The sequence below is a fragment of the Streptomyces sp. NPDC006602 genome, assembly GCF_042870385.1.
Lineage (GTDB): Bacteria > Actinomycetota > Actinomycetes > Streptomycetales > Streptomycetaceae > Streptomyces.
Genome location: NZ_JBIAHG010000005.1, coordinates 200,969 through 217,156 on the forward strand (window position 1 = coordinate 200,969; position 16,188 = coordinate 217,156).

Consider the following 16,188-nt stretch of genomic DNA (forward strand, 5'->3'; position numbering starts at 1 on the left):
GACCGGACCGGGACAGGGAGGCGACACTCATGGGCCTCGGCGGGTGCATCATCCTCATCGCCGCGGGAGCCATCCTCACGTTCGCGACCGACTGGGACATGCAGGGGGTCAACCTCGACCTCGTCGGCATCATCCTGATGGTCGTCGGACTGATCGGCGTCAGCACCTTCAGCAGCATCGCGCGGCGCAGGCGTGTCGTGATGCCGCCCAACACGCCGGTCGTCGAAGGGGAACGGCACCACAGCGGGCGCGACGGATACAGCGACGGCTACGGCGTGTAGCGCACGGCGGGTCGGCTTCAGCGCCGTCCGGCTCAGGAACTCGGCAGCGTGTCGAGGTACTGGGTCCCGTCGGCGGTGAAGCCGGCCACGGCCTTCCGGGCGGTCTTCGCGGAGACGGACTTGCCGGCCTGGTAGTAGAGCCAGTCGACCTTCATGTCCCAGGTGCGCGACGCGCCCTTGAAGGGAAGGTCGATGAACCACGTGCTGAAGTTGACGCTCATGGGCTCACGCGGGAAGTAACGGCTGTCGCTGGTGAACAGCTTGTCGCCGTCCACGGAGTAGGTGGCCTTGCCGTCCACCGCAGTGATCACCATGGTGTGCCAGCCACCGAGCTTCGTCGTGCGGGAGCTGGTGACCCGGTCCCCCTCCACGCTGCTGCGCCAGCTCGTGGTGTCCAGCCGCGGCCCGTACCTGCCCCATCCGCCGTTGGGCATGTACTCGTAGTCGAGTTCGCTGTACTTAGGCGAGTCGTGGTCGGGCGAGATGGTGAAGAAGGACTCCGAGATGTGGTCGCCGTCGCTGCCGCTCGCAGGCTCGTCGCTGAGGTACACCCGGGCGACGAGGGTGCCGGTGAAGAAGGCCGGCCGGGTGCTGTGGAACTCGGACTGCTGCGTGCCCTTCCGGGTCCCGTCGGTGCCCGCCCGTAGTTGGAGGGCACTCCCCTTGTCGTCCTCCCCGGCGGGGAAGCTGACGCCGTCCGTCGTCCAGGTGCCCTTGACTCCCGGGCCGCCTGCGCCGCTGCGGACCTCCCAGCCGTTCGCGGCGAGCGCGGGGTCGTCGGGACCGCTGTAGTCGAAGTTGTCGAAGAGAACCCCGTCGGGCAGCTCGGCCCCGGCACGGTTCGGTGGGGGGGAGGACGTGCTCGGCCGGGGTGAGGGGGTGGCGCCGTTCGGCTCCTGACCCCAGACGAGTGCGCCGTCGAGGTACGCGGTCACGAGCTTCGACGGCGTGTACGTGGTGTCCTCGGCGTCGAACGAGCGGTCGTCCGCCTGGTTCAGCGTCTTGTGGTCGCCGCGGTAGAGCTGAAGCCCGATCCCCTGACTGGTCTTTCCGGGCGCCAGGCTGCCCGCCGCCGCCGTGAAGCCGATCCGCAGGTAGTGGTCGGCGTTCGGGGCCGGATCGTCCGCCGGGACGGCCTTCTGGGTGACGTTCGAGCAGCCGAGGGCGGACTGGACGCAGTTGGAACCGTACGCGGAGTCGCCGTCCGCCGTGTAGTAGTACCGCAGCGTCACGTCACTCAGGTCCACGGTCCTGTCGGACGTGTTGATGACTTCCAACCATGGCTTCGCCACGGCGGTCGTGGCCGGGGCACCGGTCCGGTAGCGGACCGTCAGCATGGGGGGCTCGGAATCGGCGGGCCACCACTTGAACCAGAGCACGGTGCCACCCGCGGCGAGAACGCCGACGAGCAGGACGAATATGAGCGCTTTCCGTGCACGGCGAGGGGAGTCGCGGCGGCGGCTCACGAAATCTCCCCGGAGTTATGGCTGATCATCGCCGAGCATCGTAGGCATACTCCACCAGACACTCCAGTCCGGTGTGGTCTTCCTCACTATCCCTTACTGTCGCCCGACACGACTTATGGGCCCCAACACCCGAATTATCATCTCTTCGTCACACAAACAGGTCGCCTCGCATCTCCATTTGATGCACCTGCGTGAGCACTGTGCCGCAGGTGACTGGTGGCCCGGTATGGGCTGATGGGATATCAGTGCGGTATTTTTTAGGGGGCGCTTTCACGCCTCGCACACATCTTTGGGTGTTGTGTGAAGAACTGGTGGGGGTAGCTGGCATTGGCCGGTACTACGGCGCGCGGTGAGCGCGTCGAACCGCAGCGCGCATCGCGCAGCAGACACCGAAGAGGCCGTGCCTCCTACGTCGAGACGCCGCACGTCGAGACGCGGAGCGCGGTGGCCTACGGGACCGTGGTCCTCGTTCCTGCACGGAACGAGGAGGTGGGTGTCCTCACGTCACTGGAGTCCCTGGCCGGGCAGACCCGGCGGCCCGACCTCATCGTCGTCGTGGTCAACAACTCGACCGACCGCACCGAGGAATACGCGCGCCGGTTCGCCGAGGACGAGAGCACACCGCCGACGGTCGTCCTGACCTTCGACGACAACCCGCACAAAAAGGCCGGCGCCCTCAACTTCGGCCTCCGCTGGCTCCGGGAGTCCGTCGGAGGACGGCTGAACAACCGGGTACGGCACGTCCTCGTCATGGACGCCGACACCGAGCTCCACCCGAGGTTCATCGAGCGGGCCGCGAACGTCATCGCGTCCGACCCGCAACTCGGAGGGGTCAGCGCCGCCTGCTTCGGCCGCACCGACCTGTGGCGCAGCCCCTGGCAGCGCTTCCTCCTCGGCATGCAGATCATCGAGTACGGCAGGGCCGCCAACGCGCGGTACCGCCGGGACGTCCACACCATGTCCGGGGCCGGCTCCTTCTACCGCGCCGAGGCTCTGCAGGGTCTGATCGACTGGCGGGGCGAGGTCTTCTGGGAGGACCACAGGAACCTGGTCGAGGACTACGAGACCACTCTGGCCCTCAAGGAGTCCGGCTGGAAGGTGACGGCCAACCAGCTCTGCATCGCCTACACCGACCTCATGCCCACGCTGCGTGAGCTGATCCAGCAGCGGGAGCGCTGGAGCCGCGGGACCGTGGACACCCTGCGCCGCCGTGGCTGGACGAAGTTCACCTGGCACTCCATCACCACCATCGCCATGGGACTCCTGGGCTTCGCCTACATCCTGGGCTGGGGTTCAAAGCAGCTCGTCCTGCTCGCGATGTACGGCTTCTCCCACCAGCCCCTCCTCTGGGCGCTCTTCGCCTTCTGGGTCATCTACCCGGCGCTCCGGGTACGGCGTCTCGGCTGGAAGGCGATGCTCGTCGAGGCCGTACTGATTCCCGAGCTCGTATACACCGTAGTGCGGACATACTGGCTCATTTCGTCCATCGTCAAGTCCTACGTGACCCGCGTGTCCGCGTGGAAGTAGAGCAGGGAGAGAGATGAACACCCTCCGGGGCCTCGGGGCTTTGGCGGTGCTCGCGGGCATCGCCTACGCGGTGACCAAGGTGGCGACCGTCGACCAGCTCGTGCTCGGCATCACCCTCACGATCGTCGCCGTATCCCTCGTCACGTACATGGCATCCATCAGGCGACGCCGCATGGACCGCCGCATGGCCAATGGAAGGGCCAGGTCCAGGAGTGCCGTCTCCGGGTGACCGACACGGGTGCGCGGGGCTGTCGTACGAGGCCTGTTGATACCTCTCCCCGGTCTGCGGCCATGCCGACGGCGCTTCAGGCCCGCCACCGGGGAGGGCGGCGGAGACCGCCTGGAGATGGCCGCCACCCCCGCCGCCCTCCGCCTCCGCGAAAGCGCACCCCGGCCACGATCCTCTCGCCCACCCCACCGCCCTGACCGCCCTCCTCGCTGCGGTGAAACGCGCCGCGACGTCCCGTCGATGAAGGCTCACGCCAGCGCGTGCCCCGTCGTCGCGTCCACATGGGCCGGTACCTCGTCATGGCGGTCGCCGACCGTGGACGTGCCGGCCGGTTCGAGGACGAGGATCTCGGTGGCCCGCGGAGCGTACGGCTTGTGTTCCGTTCCGCGCGGGACCGTGAAGACCGAGCCCTTGGGCAGGACGACCTTACGTTCGCCCTCCGGCTCCCGCAGGGAGATGTGGAGTTCGCCCTCCAGGACGAGGAAGAACTCGTCGGTGTGGTCGTGAACGTGCCACAGGTGCTCACCCTCGACCTTCGCGACGCGGACGTCGTAGTCGTTGACGGTGGTGACGATGCGGGGGCTCCACTGGTCGGTGAAGGAGGCGAGGGCGGCGGACAGCGAGATGGGATCCATGGGCTCATCGTCGAGCGTGGTGGAACCGCCGCACGAGTGCTAGAAATCGCACATGTCGCAAGGATCCTCTCAACGCCCTCACCGGGTGGCCGTGATCGTCGACGCGGGCACGAACCCGTTCGAGGTCGGGGTGGCCACCGAGATCTTCGGGCTGCCGCGGCCCGAACTGGGGATGGAGCGCCCGCCGTACGAGGTGACGCTGTGCGCGCCCGCGTCCGAGGTGCGGATGAACCACGGGTTCTTCACGCTGACCCGGGTGCCCGGTCTGGACGCCGTGGACGACGCCGACACGCTCGTCGTGCCCGGGCGCCCGGACAACGTCGTACCGCGCGGCGCCGCCGTACTCGACGCGATCCGGCGCACGCACGCGCGTGGAGCCCGCGTCATCAGCCTGTGCACCGGCAGCTTCGCGCTCGCCGAGGCCGGGCTGCTGGACGGGCGGCGGGCCACCACACACTGGCTGTGGGCGGACTCCTTCCGGGACCTGCACCCGAAGGTCCTGCTGGAGCCCGACGTGCTGTTCGTGGACGAGGGCGACATCCTCACGGCCGCGGGCAGCGCCGCCGCGCTCGATCTCGGGCTGCACATCTGGCGCCGGGATCACGGCGCCGAGATCGCCAACGCGGTGTCCCGGCGGCTGGTCTTCGCCGCGCACCGGGACGGCGGGCAGCGGCAGTTCGTGGAGCGGCCGGTGCCGGACGTGCCCGACGAGTCGCTGGGCCCGCTGCTGGCCTGGGCGCAGGAGCGGCTGGGGGAGCCGGTGACGGTGGCGGACCTGGCGGCACGGGCGGCGGTCAGCCCCGCGACGCTGCACCGGCGCTTCCGCACCCAGCTCGGCACGACACCGCTGACCTGGCTGACGGGGGAGCGCGTGGCGCTGGCCTGCCGGCTGATCGAACGTGGGGAGGAACGGCTCGACGTGGTGGCCGCCCGGAGCGGGCTGGGCACAGCCGCCAACCTACGCGCGCGCGTGCGGCGCGAGACCGGCCTCAGCCCGTCGGCCTACCGACGGCGTTTCGGACCGGCCCCCGGGGAAGCGGTGAGGGTATGAGGACGGTATGAGATTCCTCGTACGCGACCGGCTCCTCGGCATCGGTGACGACTACTGGATCGAGGACGACCACGGCAACAAGGTCTTCCTCGTCGACGGCAAGGCCATGCGCCTGCGCGACACCTTCGAGCTGAAGGACCCGCACGGGCGCGTCCTCATCGACATCCGCCAGAAGATGTTCGCCCTGCGCGACACGATGGTGATCGAACGGGAGGGCGAGCCCCTCGCGACGATCCGGCGCAAGCGGCTCTCCCTGCTGCGCAACCACTACCGGGTGGCCCTGGCGGACGGCAGCACCGAACTCGACGTCAGCGGCAAGATCCTCGACCGCGAGTTCGCCATCGAGTACGACGGCGAACTACTCGCCGTCATCTCCCGCCGTTGGCTGCACGTGCGGGAGACGTACGGAGTCGACGTCGTCCGCGAGGACGCGGACCCGGCCCTGCTCATCGCGGTGGCGGTATGCGTGATCCACCTGGCGGAAAAGGAACGGGAGGACTGACCACTCAGCCCGTCCGGCGTTCGAGGACGAGGCCCTTCGGGCCGAAAGCGGGGGTCTGGGGGCGCAGCCCCCAGGGACGGGACGGGAAGGGGCGGGAAGGGGCGGCAGGGGCGAAACCCAGGGGCGCGGACCACAGCCCCCTTCACCGACGCGGCGCCGCCACCCCCAGCACCCGGTCCTTCAGCGCCGGGAACTGCCGCCGGGTCGCCGCGACCTTCCCGGCATCGAACTCCACGGTCAGGACCTCCTCGTCCGCACCCGCCTCCCCCAGCACATCACCCCACGGATCGACCACGATCGAGTGACCCGCCTGCGGAACTCCGGCGTGCGTCCCAGCCGTTCCACACGCGAGCAGGAACGCCTGGTTCTCCACCGCCCGGGCCTGAGCCAGCAGTGTCCAGTGCCCCCGGCGGCGCTCCGGCCAGCCCGCCGGGACGACAAGGGTCTCGGCGCCCGCGTCGACGAGACCGCGGAAGAGTTCGGGGAAACGGAGGTCGTAGCAGGTCGCCACGCCGACGGTCGTATCCGGCAGACGCACCGTCACCAGTTCCTCGCCCGCACCCATCAGCACGGCCTCGCCCTTGTCGAAGCCGAAGCGGTGGATCTTGCGGTAGGAGGCGGCCAGGTCGCCGGAGGGAGAGAAGACGAGGGAGGTGTTGTAGAGCGTCCCGTCCGGGGCGCGCTCCGGAATCGAACCCGCGTGCAGCCACACGCCCGTGTCGCTCGCCGCCTTCGCCATGGCCTCGTACGTCGGCCCCTGAAGCGGCTCCGCCTCGCGCCCGAACTCCTCGAACGCGAAGGCCCCGGTGGTCCACAATTCGGGCAGTACGACCAGGCCGGCACCGGCCTGATCCCGTACCAGCGACGCCACGCGCCGCCGACGGGCCTCGACGGATTCGCCCTCGTCCACGGCGATCTGGATCAGAGAGGCGCGCACACTACCACCGTCCTGGCATTCGAGCCGTCCACACGGGCCTACGATCGTCACACGAAAGCACTGCCGGGGTGCCTCAGAGCAGCGTAACTTAGCGTCCCAAGACACCCGCCGACAGCCACCTCCCGCAGGCAACGCCGCCGCCACCACCGCCCGAGTACCGAACGCCGAGGGGTCCCGTTCCGTGAGTCTGCATCCCACTCTCCAGCCCTACGCCGACGCCTGGACCCACTCCATCGAAGCGATATCCGAGCTGGTGCAGCCGCTTGTGGAGGGCGAGTGGAACCGACGCACCCCTTGCCCCGGCTGGTCGGTCCGTGACGTCGTCTCCCATGTCATCGGCCTGGACTGCGAGATGCTCGGCGATCCGCGCCCCATCCATACGCTGCCGCGCGACCTGTTCCACGTCACCAACGAATACCAGCGCTACATGGAGATGCAGGTCGACGTCCGCCGTCACCACACGGGGCCGGAGATGACGTCGGAGCTGGAGTACGTGATCATCCGCCGCAACCGCCAGCTGCGCAACGAGTCGCGCGACCCCGGCAAGAAGGTGCGCGGCCACGTCAGCACCGAGGTCACCCTCGAAGAGGCCATGCGCGGCCACGCGTTCAACGTGTGGGTGCACGAGCAGGACCTGCGCACCGCCCTCGGCCGCCCCGGCAACCTGGACTCCCCCGGCGCGCACATCGCCCGTGACGTGCTGCTCGCCGCGCTCCCCGACATCGTGGCGGTCAAGGCCGACGCCCCCCGCAGCTCGGCGATCGTCTTCGACGTGCACGGCCCCATAGAGTTCCTGCGCACGATCCGCGTCGACATCCAGGGCCGCGGCACGCTCGAAACGGTCCCCGCCCTCGGCCCCGCCGCCACGCTCAGCCTGGACTGGGAGACATACGTCCGCCTCGCCTGCGGCCGGGTGACGCCGGAGGCGGTCGCGGACCGGGTGAAGGCGGAGGGGGACCCGGCCCTGACGGGGGCGATCCTGCGGAACTTCACGGTGACGTCGTAAGAGGACCTTTTGTCCAACCGAGTCGGGTGGTGGGTGGGCGTAGGCCCGGAGGTCTGGGGCGGAGCCCCCAGAAGCACTCCGGCACGCCGGGTGCCTAGGCAGGCACGTGCACTGTCTCCACCCGACTGGCAACCAACCGCTCCCGCTCCCGCCGGGCCGCCCGCTTCCGCAACCGCAGAATCTGACTCACCCCGACCGCCTGGAGCACGAACACCGAGGAGAGCGCGACGCGATAGTCGTCCCCGGTCGCGTCCAACAGCACCCCGATCGCGAACAGCGTCGTCATCGAGGCGACAAAACCCCCCATGTTCGTGATCCCGGACGCGGTCCCCTGTCGCTCCGGCGGATTCGCCGGCCGGGCGAAGTCGAAGCCGAGCATCGACGCCGGCCCGCACGCACCGAGCACCGCGCACAGCACGACCAACAGCCACATCGGCGCCCGCTCGCCGGGATAGCCCAGCGTCACGGCCCACATCAGCGCCGTCGCCCCCACGGTCCCCAGCGCGAGCGGCAGCCGCGCCCCGTGATGCCGGGCGACGACCTGCCCGTACACCAGCCCGACGACCATGTTGGACAGCACGACGAGCGTCAGCAGCTCCCCCGCCACGGCCCGCGACAGCCCCTGCGCCTCGACCAGGAACGGCATGCCCCACAGCAGCAGGAACACCATCGCCGGGAACTGGGTCGTGAAGTGCACCCACAGCCCGAGCCGCGTCCCCGGCTCCCGCCAGGACGCGGCGATCTGCCGCCGTACATAGGCCGCCCCCTGGTGCGGGAACGGCTCCGGCTCGTGCCCCTCGGGGTGGTCCTTCAGGAACAGCAGGAGCAGCACGAACACGACGACACCGGCGAGCGCGCTGCCCGCGAAGGCCGCCGTCCAGCCGACGCCGTGCAGCAGCCGTGCCAGTACGAGGGTGGAGACCAGGTTGCCCGCCATGCCGGCGAGCCCGGCGAACTGCGCGACCATGGGGCCGCGCCGGGCGGGGAACCAGCGGGTGCCGAGGCGCAGCACGCTGATGAAGGTCATCGCGTCCCCGCAGCCGAGCAGTGCGCGCGAGGCGAGGGCCATGCCGTACGACGGCGAGAAGGCGAAGCCGAGCTGTCCGGCCGTGAAGAGGACGGCCCCCAGGCCCAGCACCTTCTTCGTGCCGAGCCGGTCCACCAGCAGGCCGACGGGGATCTGCATGCCCGCGTAGACGAGGAGCTGGAGGATCGAGAAGGTCGACAGCGCGGACGCGCCCACGTGGAAGCGGTCGGCGGCGTCGAGGCCGGCGACACCGAGGGACGTACGGAAGATGACGGCGACGAAGTAGACCGAGACGCCTATGCCCCAGACGGCCATGGCGCGCCGCCCGCCTGGGGGTGCCCCCTCTGGGGGAGGGTCACCCGGCAGGGTGACCGACGACGAGCTCATCGGACCTCCCCCCGCGCCAGATGGGAGAACCAGTCGACGTGCCGGTGGACGATCCCGACGGCGGCCTCCGCGTCCCCGGAGCGCAGGGCCTCGAGGATCTCCTCGTGCTCGACGAGGGTCTTGGCGATGCGGTCGGGGTGGGAGTGCAGGACGGCGACGCCCATGCGCAGCTGGCGGTCGCGGAGTTGGTCGTAGAGGCGGGAGAGGATGTCGTTGCCGCCGCTGCGGACGATCTCGGCATGGAAGCAGCGGTCGGTGACGGCGGCCGCGGCGAGGTCTCCGGCGGCGGCTTGTTCCTTCTGCCGGGCGAGCAGTTCCTCGAGCCGTTCGATGAGCCTCGCGGGGGCCGGTACGGCCTTGCGCGCCGCGTGCTCCTCGACCAGCAGCCGGGTCTCGACCACGTCCTTGATCTCCTGGGCGGAGACGGGCAGGACGAGGGCTCCCTTCTTCGGGTAGAGCTTGATCAGCCCTTCCACCTCCAGCCGCAGCAGCGCCTCTCGCACGGGCGTGCGGGAGACCCCCACGGCCTCGGCGAGCTCACCCTCGGTCAGGAGGGTGCCGCCCTCGTAACGGCGGTCCAGGACGCCCTGCTTGACGTGGGAATACACGCGGTCGGCGGCGGGCGGGTGCTTGACGGCCAGGCTCATGCCCACAGCTTAGATACAACACGTACGCATGATGGCGACCGTCCACCATGCGGACGTCGGGCCGGCCGGGACGCCATCTGCCGGCAAAGAACGGGAACCTGCCTCAGTAACCGCACAACCATCTGTGCTAGTTACGAGTCACACACCTGCGGCCCCACCTTCTTCGCACACCCAACTCGGCCGCACCTTCAGGGGCATTCGACACAATCGGGGTATCTCAGTTGATAACCGTCATCAAGGACGGCTTCCAGGTTGTCCGCTTCCGCCGAGCCGCCGCCGTCACCGTGACCGCAGGCGCCATGCTCGCGTCCGGAGCCCTCGCCGCGGCACCCGCGCAGGCCGTCACCGCGCCCACGATCGTCGCCAAGGGCGGCTACGTGATGAACAACGCGAACGGCGCGGGGCTGTACGGCAAGTACGCGAACACCAAGCGCTCCACCGGCTCCACCACGAAGATCATGACCGCCAAGGTCGTGCTGGCGCAGTCGAACCTCAACCTCGACGCCAAGGTCACGATCCAGAAGGCGTACAGCGACTACATCGTGTCGAAGGGCGCCTCCTCGGCCCGCCTGATCGTCGGCGACAAGGTCACCGTCCGCCAGCTGCTGTACGGGCTGATGCTGCCGTCCGGTTGCGACGCCGCGTACGCGCTCGCCGACAAGTTCGGCTCGGGCACGACGCGTTCGGCGCGCGTGAAGTCGTTCATCAGCAAGATGAACACCCAGGCGAAGAACCTCGGCCTGACGAACACGCACTTCGACTCGTTCGACGGCATCGGCAACGGCGCCAACTACTCGACGCCGAAGGACCTGACGAAGCTCGCCAGCAGCGCGATGAAGAACTCCACGTTCCGCACGGTCGTCAAGACCAAGTCGTACACCGCCAAGACGATCACCAAGACCGGCAGCACCCGCACCATGCCGACGTGGACGAACACCAACACCCTCCTCAGCAGCTACAGCGGCACGATCGGTGTCAAGACCGGCTCAGGCTCCGAGGCCGGGTACTGCCTCGTCTTCGCCGCCACCCGTAACGGCAAGACAGTCATCGGCACCGTCCTAGCCTCCACGAGCGCCAGCCAGCGCGCGACGGACGCGACGAAGCTGCTCAACTACGGCTTCGCCAGGCTCGGCTGATCCGACCTTCGTCGACCAGCCGGCACCTGTGAGTGAAGGGCCCTCCGCCGGACGGCGGAGGGCCCTTCACCATGTCGGCCGTGACAGGTCCGGGGACCGGCCTTCGCCCCCTACGCCCAGGTGATCAGCCGCTTCGGCTGTTCCAGGATCGCGGCCACGTCCGCCAGCACCTTCGAGCCCAACTCCCCGTCCACCAGACGGTGGTCGAAGGACAGCGCCAATGTGGTGACCTGGCGGGGCTTCACCTTGCCCTTGTGGACCCATGGCTGGAGCTTGATCGCGCCGACCGCGAGGATCGCGGACTCGCCCGGGTTGAGGATCGGCGTGCCCGTGTCGACGCCGAAGACGCCGACGTTGGTGATGGTCACGGTGCCGCCCTGCATATCGGCGGGGGACGTCTTGCCTTCTCTCGCCGTCGACACCAGCTCGCCCAGGGACTCGGCCAGTTGCGGCAGGGTCTTGGCGTGGGCGTCCTTGATGTTCGGCACGAGCAGGCCGCGCGGGGTCGCGGCCGCGATGCCCAGGTTGACGTAGTGCTTGAGCACGATCTCCTGGTTGGCCTCGTCCCAGGACGCGTTGATGTCCGGGTTGCGCCTGATCGCGACCAGCAGGGCCTTGGCAACCAGGAGCAGCGGGTTGACGCGCAGGCCCTGCATCTCGTGTTTCTCGGGAGCCCGCTTGATCTCCTCGACCAGCTTCATCGTGCGGGTCACGTCGACCGTCACGAACTCCGTGACATGCGGGGCGGTGAAGGCCGAGCCGATCATCGCCGCGGCCGTGGCCTTGCGGACGCCCTTCACCGGGATGCGGGTCTCACGGGCCGCGTCGTACGTCGCCACACCCACAGGGGCGGGCGCTGCCGCGAGCGCGGAGAGCGCGGTGGGCGCGGTTGCCGGTGCCGTGACCGGGGCCTGGATCGTCGGCTCGGACGCCGGTGCCGCCGCCGCGTGCACGTCCTCCCGCGTGATGATGCCGTCCGGGCCGGACGGTACGACGGTCGCCAGATCCACGCCCAGGTCCTTCGCCAGCTTGCGCACCGGCGGCTTGGCGAGAGGGCGGGACTTGACGGCGGCACCGGTCCCGGTGTCGGCACCGTGCCCGTTCAGCTCCGCCTGGATCGCCGTCGACGCCTCCTGGGCCGGGATCTCCGGGCCCTTGCGTGGGCGGCGCTTGGTGGAGGAGGTCGCCACGCCGTACCCGACGAGGACCGGCTGGCGGCCGGAGCCCACCGACTTCGCCTCCTCGGGCTTCGTCTCCGCGGGGGTCGGCGCCGACGCCTCCGCGGGAGTCGCGCCCCCGCCCGACACGTCCACCGCGATGATCGACGTGCCCACGTCCACCGTGGTGCCTTCGGCGAAATGCAGTTCCCGTACGACTCCGTCGTAGGGGATCGGCAGTTCCACCGCCGCCTTCGCCGTCTCGACCTCGCACACCACCTGGCCGTCGGTGACCGTGTCGCCGGGCTGGACGTACCACTTGAGGATCTCGGCCTCGGTGAGCCCTTCGCCCACGTCCGGCATCTTGAACTCGCGTACGGAAGCTTCCGTCATCGTCGTCACGACCCTCTCCTCAGTACGCCAGGGCACGGTCGACGGCGTCGAGTACCCGGTCCAGGCCCGGCAGGTACTCCTCCTCCAGGCGGGCCGGCGGATACGGGGCGTGGTAGCCGCCGACCCTCAGCACCGGGGCTTCCAGGTGGTAGAAGCAGCGCTCGGTGATCCGGGCGGCGATCTCCGCGCCCGAGCCGAAGAACACCGGCGCCTCATGGACCACCACCAGGCGGCGGGTCTTCTCCACCGAGGTCTGGATGGAGTCGAAGTCCAGGGGGGACACCGAGCGCAGGTCCAGCACCTCCAGGGACCTGCCCTCCTCGGCGGCCGCGTCGGCGACCTCCTTGCAGAGCTTCACCATCGGGCCGTAGGCGGCGAGGGTGAGGTCCGTGCCCTCGCGGACGACCTGTGCCTTGTGCAGCGGGCCGGGGATCGCCTCCGTGTTCACCTCGCCCTTGTCCCAGTAGCGGCGCTTGGGCTCGAAGAAGATCACCGGGTCGTCGCTCTGGATGGCCTGCTGCATCATCCAGTAGGCGTCCGACGGGTTCGACGGGGAGACCACCTTCAGGCCCGCCACGTGCGCGAACAGCGCCTCCGGGGACTCCGAGTGGTGCTCCACCGCGCCGATGCCGCCGCCGTACGGGATCCGGACGACGACCGGCATCTTGACCTTGCCCAGCGAGCGCGCGTGCATCTTCGCGAGCTGCGTGACGATCTGGTCGTAGGCCGGGAAGACGAAGCCGTCGAACTGGATCTCCACCACCGGGCGGTAGCCGCGCAGGGCGAGGCCGATCGCCGTGCCGACGATGCCCGACTCGGCGAGCGGGGTGTCGATGACCCGGCTCTCGCCGAAGTCCTTCTGCAGGCCGTCCGTCACGCGGAAGACGCCGCCGAGCTTGCCGACGTCCTCGCCCATGACGAGGACCTTGGGGTCCGTGTCCAGGGCCGTGCGCAGCGATTCGTTGATCGCCTTCGCCAGCGCCATGCTCTTGACCGGCTGCGAAGCCATCGTCTCGGCCATCTCAGTTACCCCCCTCTTCGTCGGCGAACGACGCCTGGTAGGCGGCGAACTGCGCCCGCTCCTCGTCCACCAGCGCATGTCCGTCCGCGTACGCGTGCTCGAACATGGCGAAGTGGTCCGGGTCCGGCATGCCACGGACCGCTTCGCGCACTCGCCTGCCCAACGCCTCGCTCTCGTCCTCGAGTTCCGCGAAGAATCCCTCGTCCGCGTGGTTTGAGGCTTCCAGGAAACGGCGAAGGCGCAGGATCGGGTCCTTCGCCTCCCAGGCGGCCCGCTCGTCGTCGTGCCGGTAACGGGTGGGGTCGTCGGAGGTGGTGTGGGCGCCCATGCGGTAGGTGTACGCCTCGACGAGCGTCGGGCCCTCGCCGCTGCGGGCGCGCTCCAGCGCCCACTTGGTGACGGCCAGGCACGCCAGTACGTCGTTGCCGTCGACGCGGACGCCCGGGAAGCCGTAGCCCTGTGCCCGCTGATAGAGCGGGACGCGGGTCTGCTTCTCGGTGGGCTCGGAGATCGCCCACTGGTTGTTCTGGCAGAAGAACACCACGGGGGCGTTGTAGACCGCGGAGAAGGTGAAGGACTCCGCGACGTCGCCCTGGCTGGAGGCGCCGTCGCCGAAGTAGGCGATGACCGCCGAGTCCGCGCCGTCCTTGGCCACGCCCATCGCGTAGCCGGTGGCGTGCAGGGTCTGCGAGCCGATGACGATCGTGTAGAGGTGGAAGTTGTTGCTGTTCGGGTCCCAGCCGCCGTTGTTCACGCCGCGGAACATGCCGAGCAGGTTGGCCGGGTCCACCCCGCGGCACCAGGCGACGCCGTGCTCGCGGTAGGTGGGGAAGACGTAGTCGTCGTCGCGCAGGGCACGGCCGGAGCCGATCTGTGCGGCCTCCTGGCCGAGCAGCGACGCCCACAGGCCCAGCTCGCCCTGGCGCTGCAGGGAGGTGGCCTCGGCGTCGAAGCGGCGGGTGAGCACCATGTCGCGGTACAGACCACGGAGCTCGTCGGGGGTGATGCCGGCGACGAACTTGTCGTACGCGGCGCTCTTGACGCGCTTGCCCTCGGGCGTCAGCAACTGAACGAGTTCGGGCTCGCCGCTTGGCGATTTCTTTGCGGTCGGGCGCTTACCGGCCGTGCTTTTCGCACCGGTCGTACCTGCGCTGCGTCGCGGTGTGCGCGGGGCAGTGCTCTCCACGGTCACGTGTGCTCCTCCGTCGGTCCGGCTACCCGGGTTCGCCGGGTGCCAGTACGGCTCACCTGTGCCCTCCGGACGCACGGGGTGGGTGCGGCTCGTTCGGGACAGGCGTGACAGGTGCCCCGGCGAGCGCCCTGCAGTAGGCACGTTACCCAGTGCTCCACATTTCTGTGAAACCCCTTCTGACCTGCGATTTTGCTTGGATTTCCAAGTAAAACCGAGAATTCGGGAACAGTGCCTGGTCACAGCCTTGCAGGGGGCCGGAACAACGGCACGTTATCTCGGTGACCCAGGTCACGGGAAGAGCTGACGCCCTCATGCGGATGCCAGCCATCCGGCCCAACGTCGCGTTCCTCGACGTACGACTCCTGGACGGTGACCTGGAAGCCGCTTCGGGCACATGCCGTGATCGAAAGCGACTATCTGTGACAACTCCCAGATCAGGCGGCCTGATTCGTGCCCTAGCATCGGGCAGCGTGCCGCGCTCTTGTGTACCACCCCGCATGCCCCACGCGCCCCCGCTGGGCGCCCTTCTCCGCCAGTACGCCGCCGGGTCCGCCCTCACCTGCGTGCCCGTCGACCAGGGGCTGCTCAACCGCGGCTACCGGCTCTGCACGACCCGCGGCCGCTACTTCCTCAAGCACCACTTCGACCCCGAGACCGCCGACCCCGCCGCGATCGCCCGCCAGCATCGGGCGACCCAGCGCCTGGCGGACCTGGGCGTCCCGGTCGCACCCCCGCTGACCGGCCGCGACGGGCGCACGGTCGCCGTCGTCGGCGGCCACGCCTACGCCCTGCACCCCTGGATCGACGGCCGGCACCGCCATGGCGGCCAGCTCACCAGCGCCCAGTGCGGACGGCTCGGAGCGCTTCTGGGGATGGTGCACGCGAGCCTGGAGCGCGTGATGCAGACGCAGGCGCGGGCACGCGCGCAATCGTCGGAGGCGGCCGAGACCGTGGAGCCGGCGGGATCGGCCACCAGTCCCGACCCCGCCGACACCTTCGCCCTCATCGACGACCTGCTCGCGCGCGTACGCCGCCATCGCCCCGCCGACTCCTTCGACGAACTGGCCCGCCACCGACTCCTGGAACGGCGCGCGCTCCTCGAGCAGCATGCCGACCGGCGTCCGCCGCGCGGCGGTTCGGTGGGCTGGGTGCACGGCGACTTCCACCCGTTCAACCTGCTCTACAAGGGGGACGCCCCCGCCGCGATCGTCGACTGGGACCGGCTCGGCGTGAAGCCTCGTGCGGAAGAGGCCGTACGCGCCGCCGCGATCTTCTTCGTACGGCCCGCGGGGGCGCTCGACCTGCCGAAGGTACGGTCCTACGCGCGCGCGTACCGGCGTACGGCCGGCGCCACGCCGTCCGAACTGGCGGCGGCCGTGCACCGCGTGTGGTGGGAGCGCCTCAACGACTTCTGGATGCTGCGCTGGCACTACGAGCGCGGCGACACCCGCGCCGACCCCCAGTTCCCGGCGGCCTCGGCACTCGCGGTGTGGTGGACGCGGGAGTACGACGCGGTGTGCGACGCGTTCGCGGACTGAGCCGCTTTGGGGTCCCCGACAGGCACGCGCGCGTGGAGCCCGTTTCCGGGTCCCAG

16 protein-coding genes are annotated in these 16,188 nt (G+C 69.6%); 8 read left to right on the forward strand and 8 right to left on the reverse strand.

Translation table 11 applies throughout. From position 1 onward, the window contains the following. The first annotated feature begins 29 nt into the window (after window positions 1-29). Window positions 30-281: a DUF6458 family protein gene (locus ACFYO2_RS15980; protein WP_388348949.1), complete on the forward strand. Its 252-nt coding sequence runs from the start codon at window positions 30-32 to the stop codon at window positions 279-281. Between the two features lie 32 nt (window positions 282-313). Here the strand turns inward: ACFYO2_RS15980 and ACFYO2_RS15985 are convergent, their stop codons facing one another. Further along, a complete protein-coding gene (locus ACFYO2_RS15985) occupies window positions 314-1,747 on the reverse strand; it encodes a cellulose binding domain-containing protein (protein ID WP_388348951.1) in 1,434 nt (477 codons plus the stop codon). A gap of 444 nt (window positions 1,748-2,191) precedes the next feature. On the opposite strand from ACFYO2_RS15985, the gene ACFYO2_RS15990 reads away from it, so the two are divergent. Both ACFYO2_RS15990 and ACFYO2_RS15995 read left to right on the forward strand, forming a co-directional pair. Next, window positions 2,192-3,274 (forward strand): glycosyltransferase, encoded by a 1,083-nt coding sequence (locus tag ACFYO2_RS15990; protein WP_388348952.1) that lies wholly within the window; start codon window positions 2,192-2,194, stop codon window positions 3,272-3,274. 13 nt (window positions 3,275-3,287) lie between these two features. Then, window positions 3,288-3,503, forward strand: coding sequence for a hypothetical protein (locus ACFYO2_RS15995; protein ID WP_388348954.1), 216 nt, complete (start codon window positions 3,288-3,290; stop codon window positions 3,501-3,503). 248 nt (window positions 3,504-3,751) lie between these two features. On the opposite strand, the gene ACFYO2_RS16000 is transcribed toward ACFYO2_RS15995, so the two are convergent. Beyond that, complete coding sequence (locus tag ACFYO2_RS16000; RefSeq protein WP_388348956.1) at window positions 3,752-4,138, reverse strand: cupin domain-containing protein; 387 nt, start codon at window positions 4,136-4,138, stop codon at window positions 3,752-3,754. A gap of 52 nt (window positions 4,139-4,190) precedes the next feature. Between ACFYO2_RS16000 and ACFYO2_RS16005 the strand changes: the two genes are divergently transcribed. Both ACFYO2_RS16005 and ACFYO2_RS16010 read left to right on the forward strand, forming a co-directional pair. Further along, entirely contained in the window at window positions 4,191-5,189 is a 999-nt protein-coding gene (locus ACFYO2_RS16005; protein ID WP_388348958.1) for a GlxA family transcriptional regulator, read from the forward strand. 7 nt (window positions 5,190-5,196) lie between these two features. Further along, the gene (locus ACFYO2_RS16010; protein WP_388348960.1) at window positions 5,197-5,691 is read left to right on the forward strand and encodes an LURP-one-related/scramblase family protein; all 495 of its coding nucleotides are present in this window, start codon (window positions 5,197-5,199) and stop codon (window positions 5,689-5,691) included. Window positions 5,692-5,833: 142 nt separating this feature from the next. Here the strand turns inward: ACFYO2_RS16010 and ACFYO2_RS16015 are convergent, their stop codons facing one another. Next, window positions 5,834-6,628 (reverse strand): carbon-nitrogen family hydrolase, encoded by a 795-nt coding sequence (locus ACFYO2_RS16015; protein ID WP_388348962.1) that lies wholly within the window; start codon window positions 6,626-6,628, stop codon window positions 5,834-5,836. 181 nt (window positions 6,629-6,809) lie between these two features. Here ACFYO2_RS16015 and ACFYO2_RS16020 point away from each other — a divergent pair, with 181 nt between their 5' ends. Further along, entirely contained in the window at window positions 6,810-7,634 is an 825-nt protein-coding gene (locus tag ACFYO2_RS16020) for a maleylpyruvate isomerase family mycothiol-dependent enzyme (RefSeq protein WP_388348964.1), read from the forward strand. 94 nt (window positions 7,635-7,728) lie between these two features. On the opposite strand, the gene ACFYO2_RS16025 is transcribed toward ACFYO2_RS16020, so the two are convergent. Both ACFYO2_RS16025 and ACFYO2_RS16030 read right to left on the reverse strand, forming a co-directional pair. Next, window positions 7,729-9,048 carry a nitrate/nitrite transporter gene (locus ACFYO2_RS16025; RefSeq protein ID WP_388348966.1) on the reverse strand — a complete coding sequence of 440 codons (1,320 nt, stop codon included), beginning with the start codon at window positions 9,046-9,048 and terminating at the stop codon, window positions 7,729-7,731. Further along, entirely contained in the window at window positions 9,045-9,695 is a 651-nt protein-coding gene (locus ACFYO2_RS16030; RefSeq protein ID WP_388348968.1) for a GntR family transcriptional regulator, read from the reverse strand. The genes ACFYO2_RS16025 and ACFYO2_RS16030 overlap by 4 nt, the downstream gene beginning before the upstream one ends. Before the next feature lie 233 nt (window positions 9,696-9,928). Between ACFYO2_RS16030 and ACFYO2_RS16035 the strand changes: the two genes are divergently transcribed. After that, window positions 9,929-10,831, forward strand: a complete 903-nt coding sequence (locus ACFYO2_RS16035; RefSeq protein ID WP_388349602.1) for a D-alanyl-D-alanine carboxypeptidase family protein — start codon at window positions 9,929-9,931, stop codon at window positions 10,829-10,831. A gap of 110 nt (window positions 10,832-10,941) precedes the next feature. Here the strand turns inward: ACFYO2_RS16035 and ACFYO2_RS16040 are convergent, their stop codons facing one another. From ACFYO2_RS16040 to pdhA, 3 genes are read right to left on the reverse strand one after another with little or no spacing between them, the layout of a single operon-like run. Continuing rightward, a complete protein-coding gene (locus tag ACFYO2_RS16040; RefSeq protein ID WP_388348970.1) occupies window positions 10,942-12,390 on the reverse strand; it encodes a dihydrolipoamide acetyltransferase family protein in 1,449 nt (482 codons plus the stop codon). 10 nt (window positions 12,391-12,400) lie between these two features. Continuing rightward, window positions 12,401-13,402: an alpha-ketoacid dehydrogenase subunit beta gene (locus tag ACFYO2_RS16045; RefSeq protein ID WP_388348972.1), complete on the reverse strand. Its 1,002-nt coding sequence runs from the start codon at window positions 13,400-13,402 to the stop codon at window positions 12,401-12,403. Window position 13,403: 1 nt separating this feature from the next. Then, complete coding sequence (gene pdhA, locus ACFYO2_RS16050; RefSeq protein WP_388348974.1) at window positions 13,404-14,594, reverse strand: pyruvate dehydrogenase (acetyl-transferring) E1 component subunit alpha; 1,191 nt, start codon at window positions 14,592-14,594, stop codon at window positions 13,404-13,406. A 497-nt stretch (window positions 14,595-15,091) separates the two neighbouring features. Here pdhA and ACFYO2_RS16055 point away from each other — a divergent pair, with 497 nt between their 5' ends. Further along, the gene (locus tag ACFYO2_RS16055) at window positions 15,092-16,132 is read left to right on the forward strand and encodes a phosphotransferase (RefSeq protein WP_388348976.1); all 1,041 of its coding nucleotides are present in this window, start codon (window positions 15,092-15,094) and stop codon (window positions 16,130-16,132) included. Window positions 16,133-16,188: the final 56 nt, after the last annotated feature.

Excerpts from the sequence above, each read along its gene's own strand:
- ACFYO2_RS15980 (WP_388348949.1), top strand. The coding sequence starts at position 30 with ATGGGCCTCGGCGGGTGCATCATCCTCATCGCCGCGGGAGCCATCCTC.
- ACFYO2_RS15995 (WP_388348954.1), top strand. The coding sequence starts at position 3,288 with ATGAACACCCTCCGGGGCCTCGGGGCTTTGGCGGTGCTCGCGGGCATC.
- ACFYO2_RS16000 (WP_388348956.1), bottom strand. The coding sequence starts at position 4,138 with ATGGATCCCATCTCGCTGTCCGCCGCCCTCGCCTCCTTCACCGACCAG.
- ACFYO2_RS16005 (WP_388348958.1), top strand. The coding sequence starts at position 4,191 with ATGTCGCAAGGATCCTCTCAACGCCCTCACCGGGTGGCCGTGATCGTC.
- ACFYO2_RS16010 (WP_388348960.1), top strand. The coding sequence starts at position 5,197 with ATGAGATTCCTCGTACGCGACCGGCTCCTCGGCATCGGTGACGACTAC.
- ACFYO2_RS16025 (WP_388348966.1), bottom strand. The coding sequence starts at position 9,048 with ATGAGCTCGTCGTCGGTCACCCTGCCGGGTGACCCTCCCCCAGAGGGG.
- ACFYO2_RS16030 (WP_388348968.1), bottom strand. The coding sequence starts at position 9,695 with ATGAGCCTGGCCGTCAAGCACCCGCCCGCCGCCGACCGCGTGTATTCC.
- ACFYO2_RS16045 (WP_388348972.1), bottom strand. The coding sequence starts at position 13,402 with ATGGCCGAGACGATGGCTTCGCAGCCGGTCAAGAGCATGGCGCTGGCG.
- ACFYO2_RS16055 (WP_388348976.1), top strand. The coding sequence starts at position 15,092 with ATGCCCCACGCGCCCCCGCTGGGCGCCCTTCTCCGCCAGTACGCCGCC.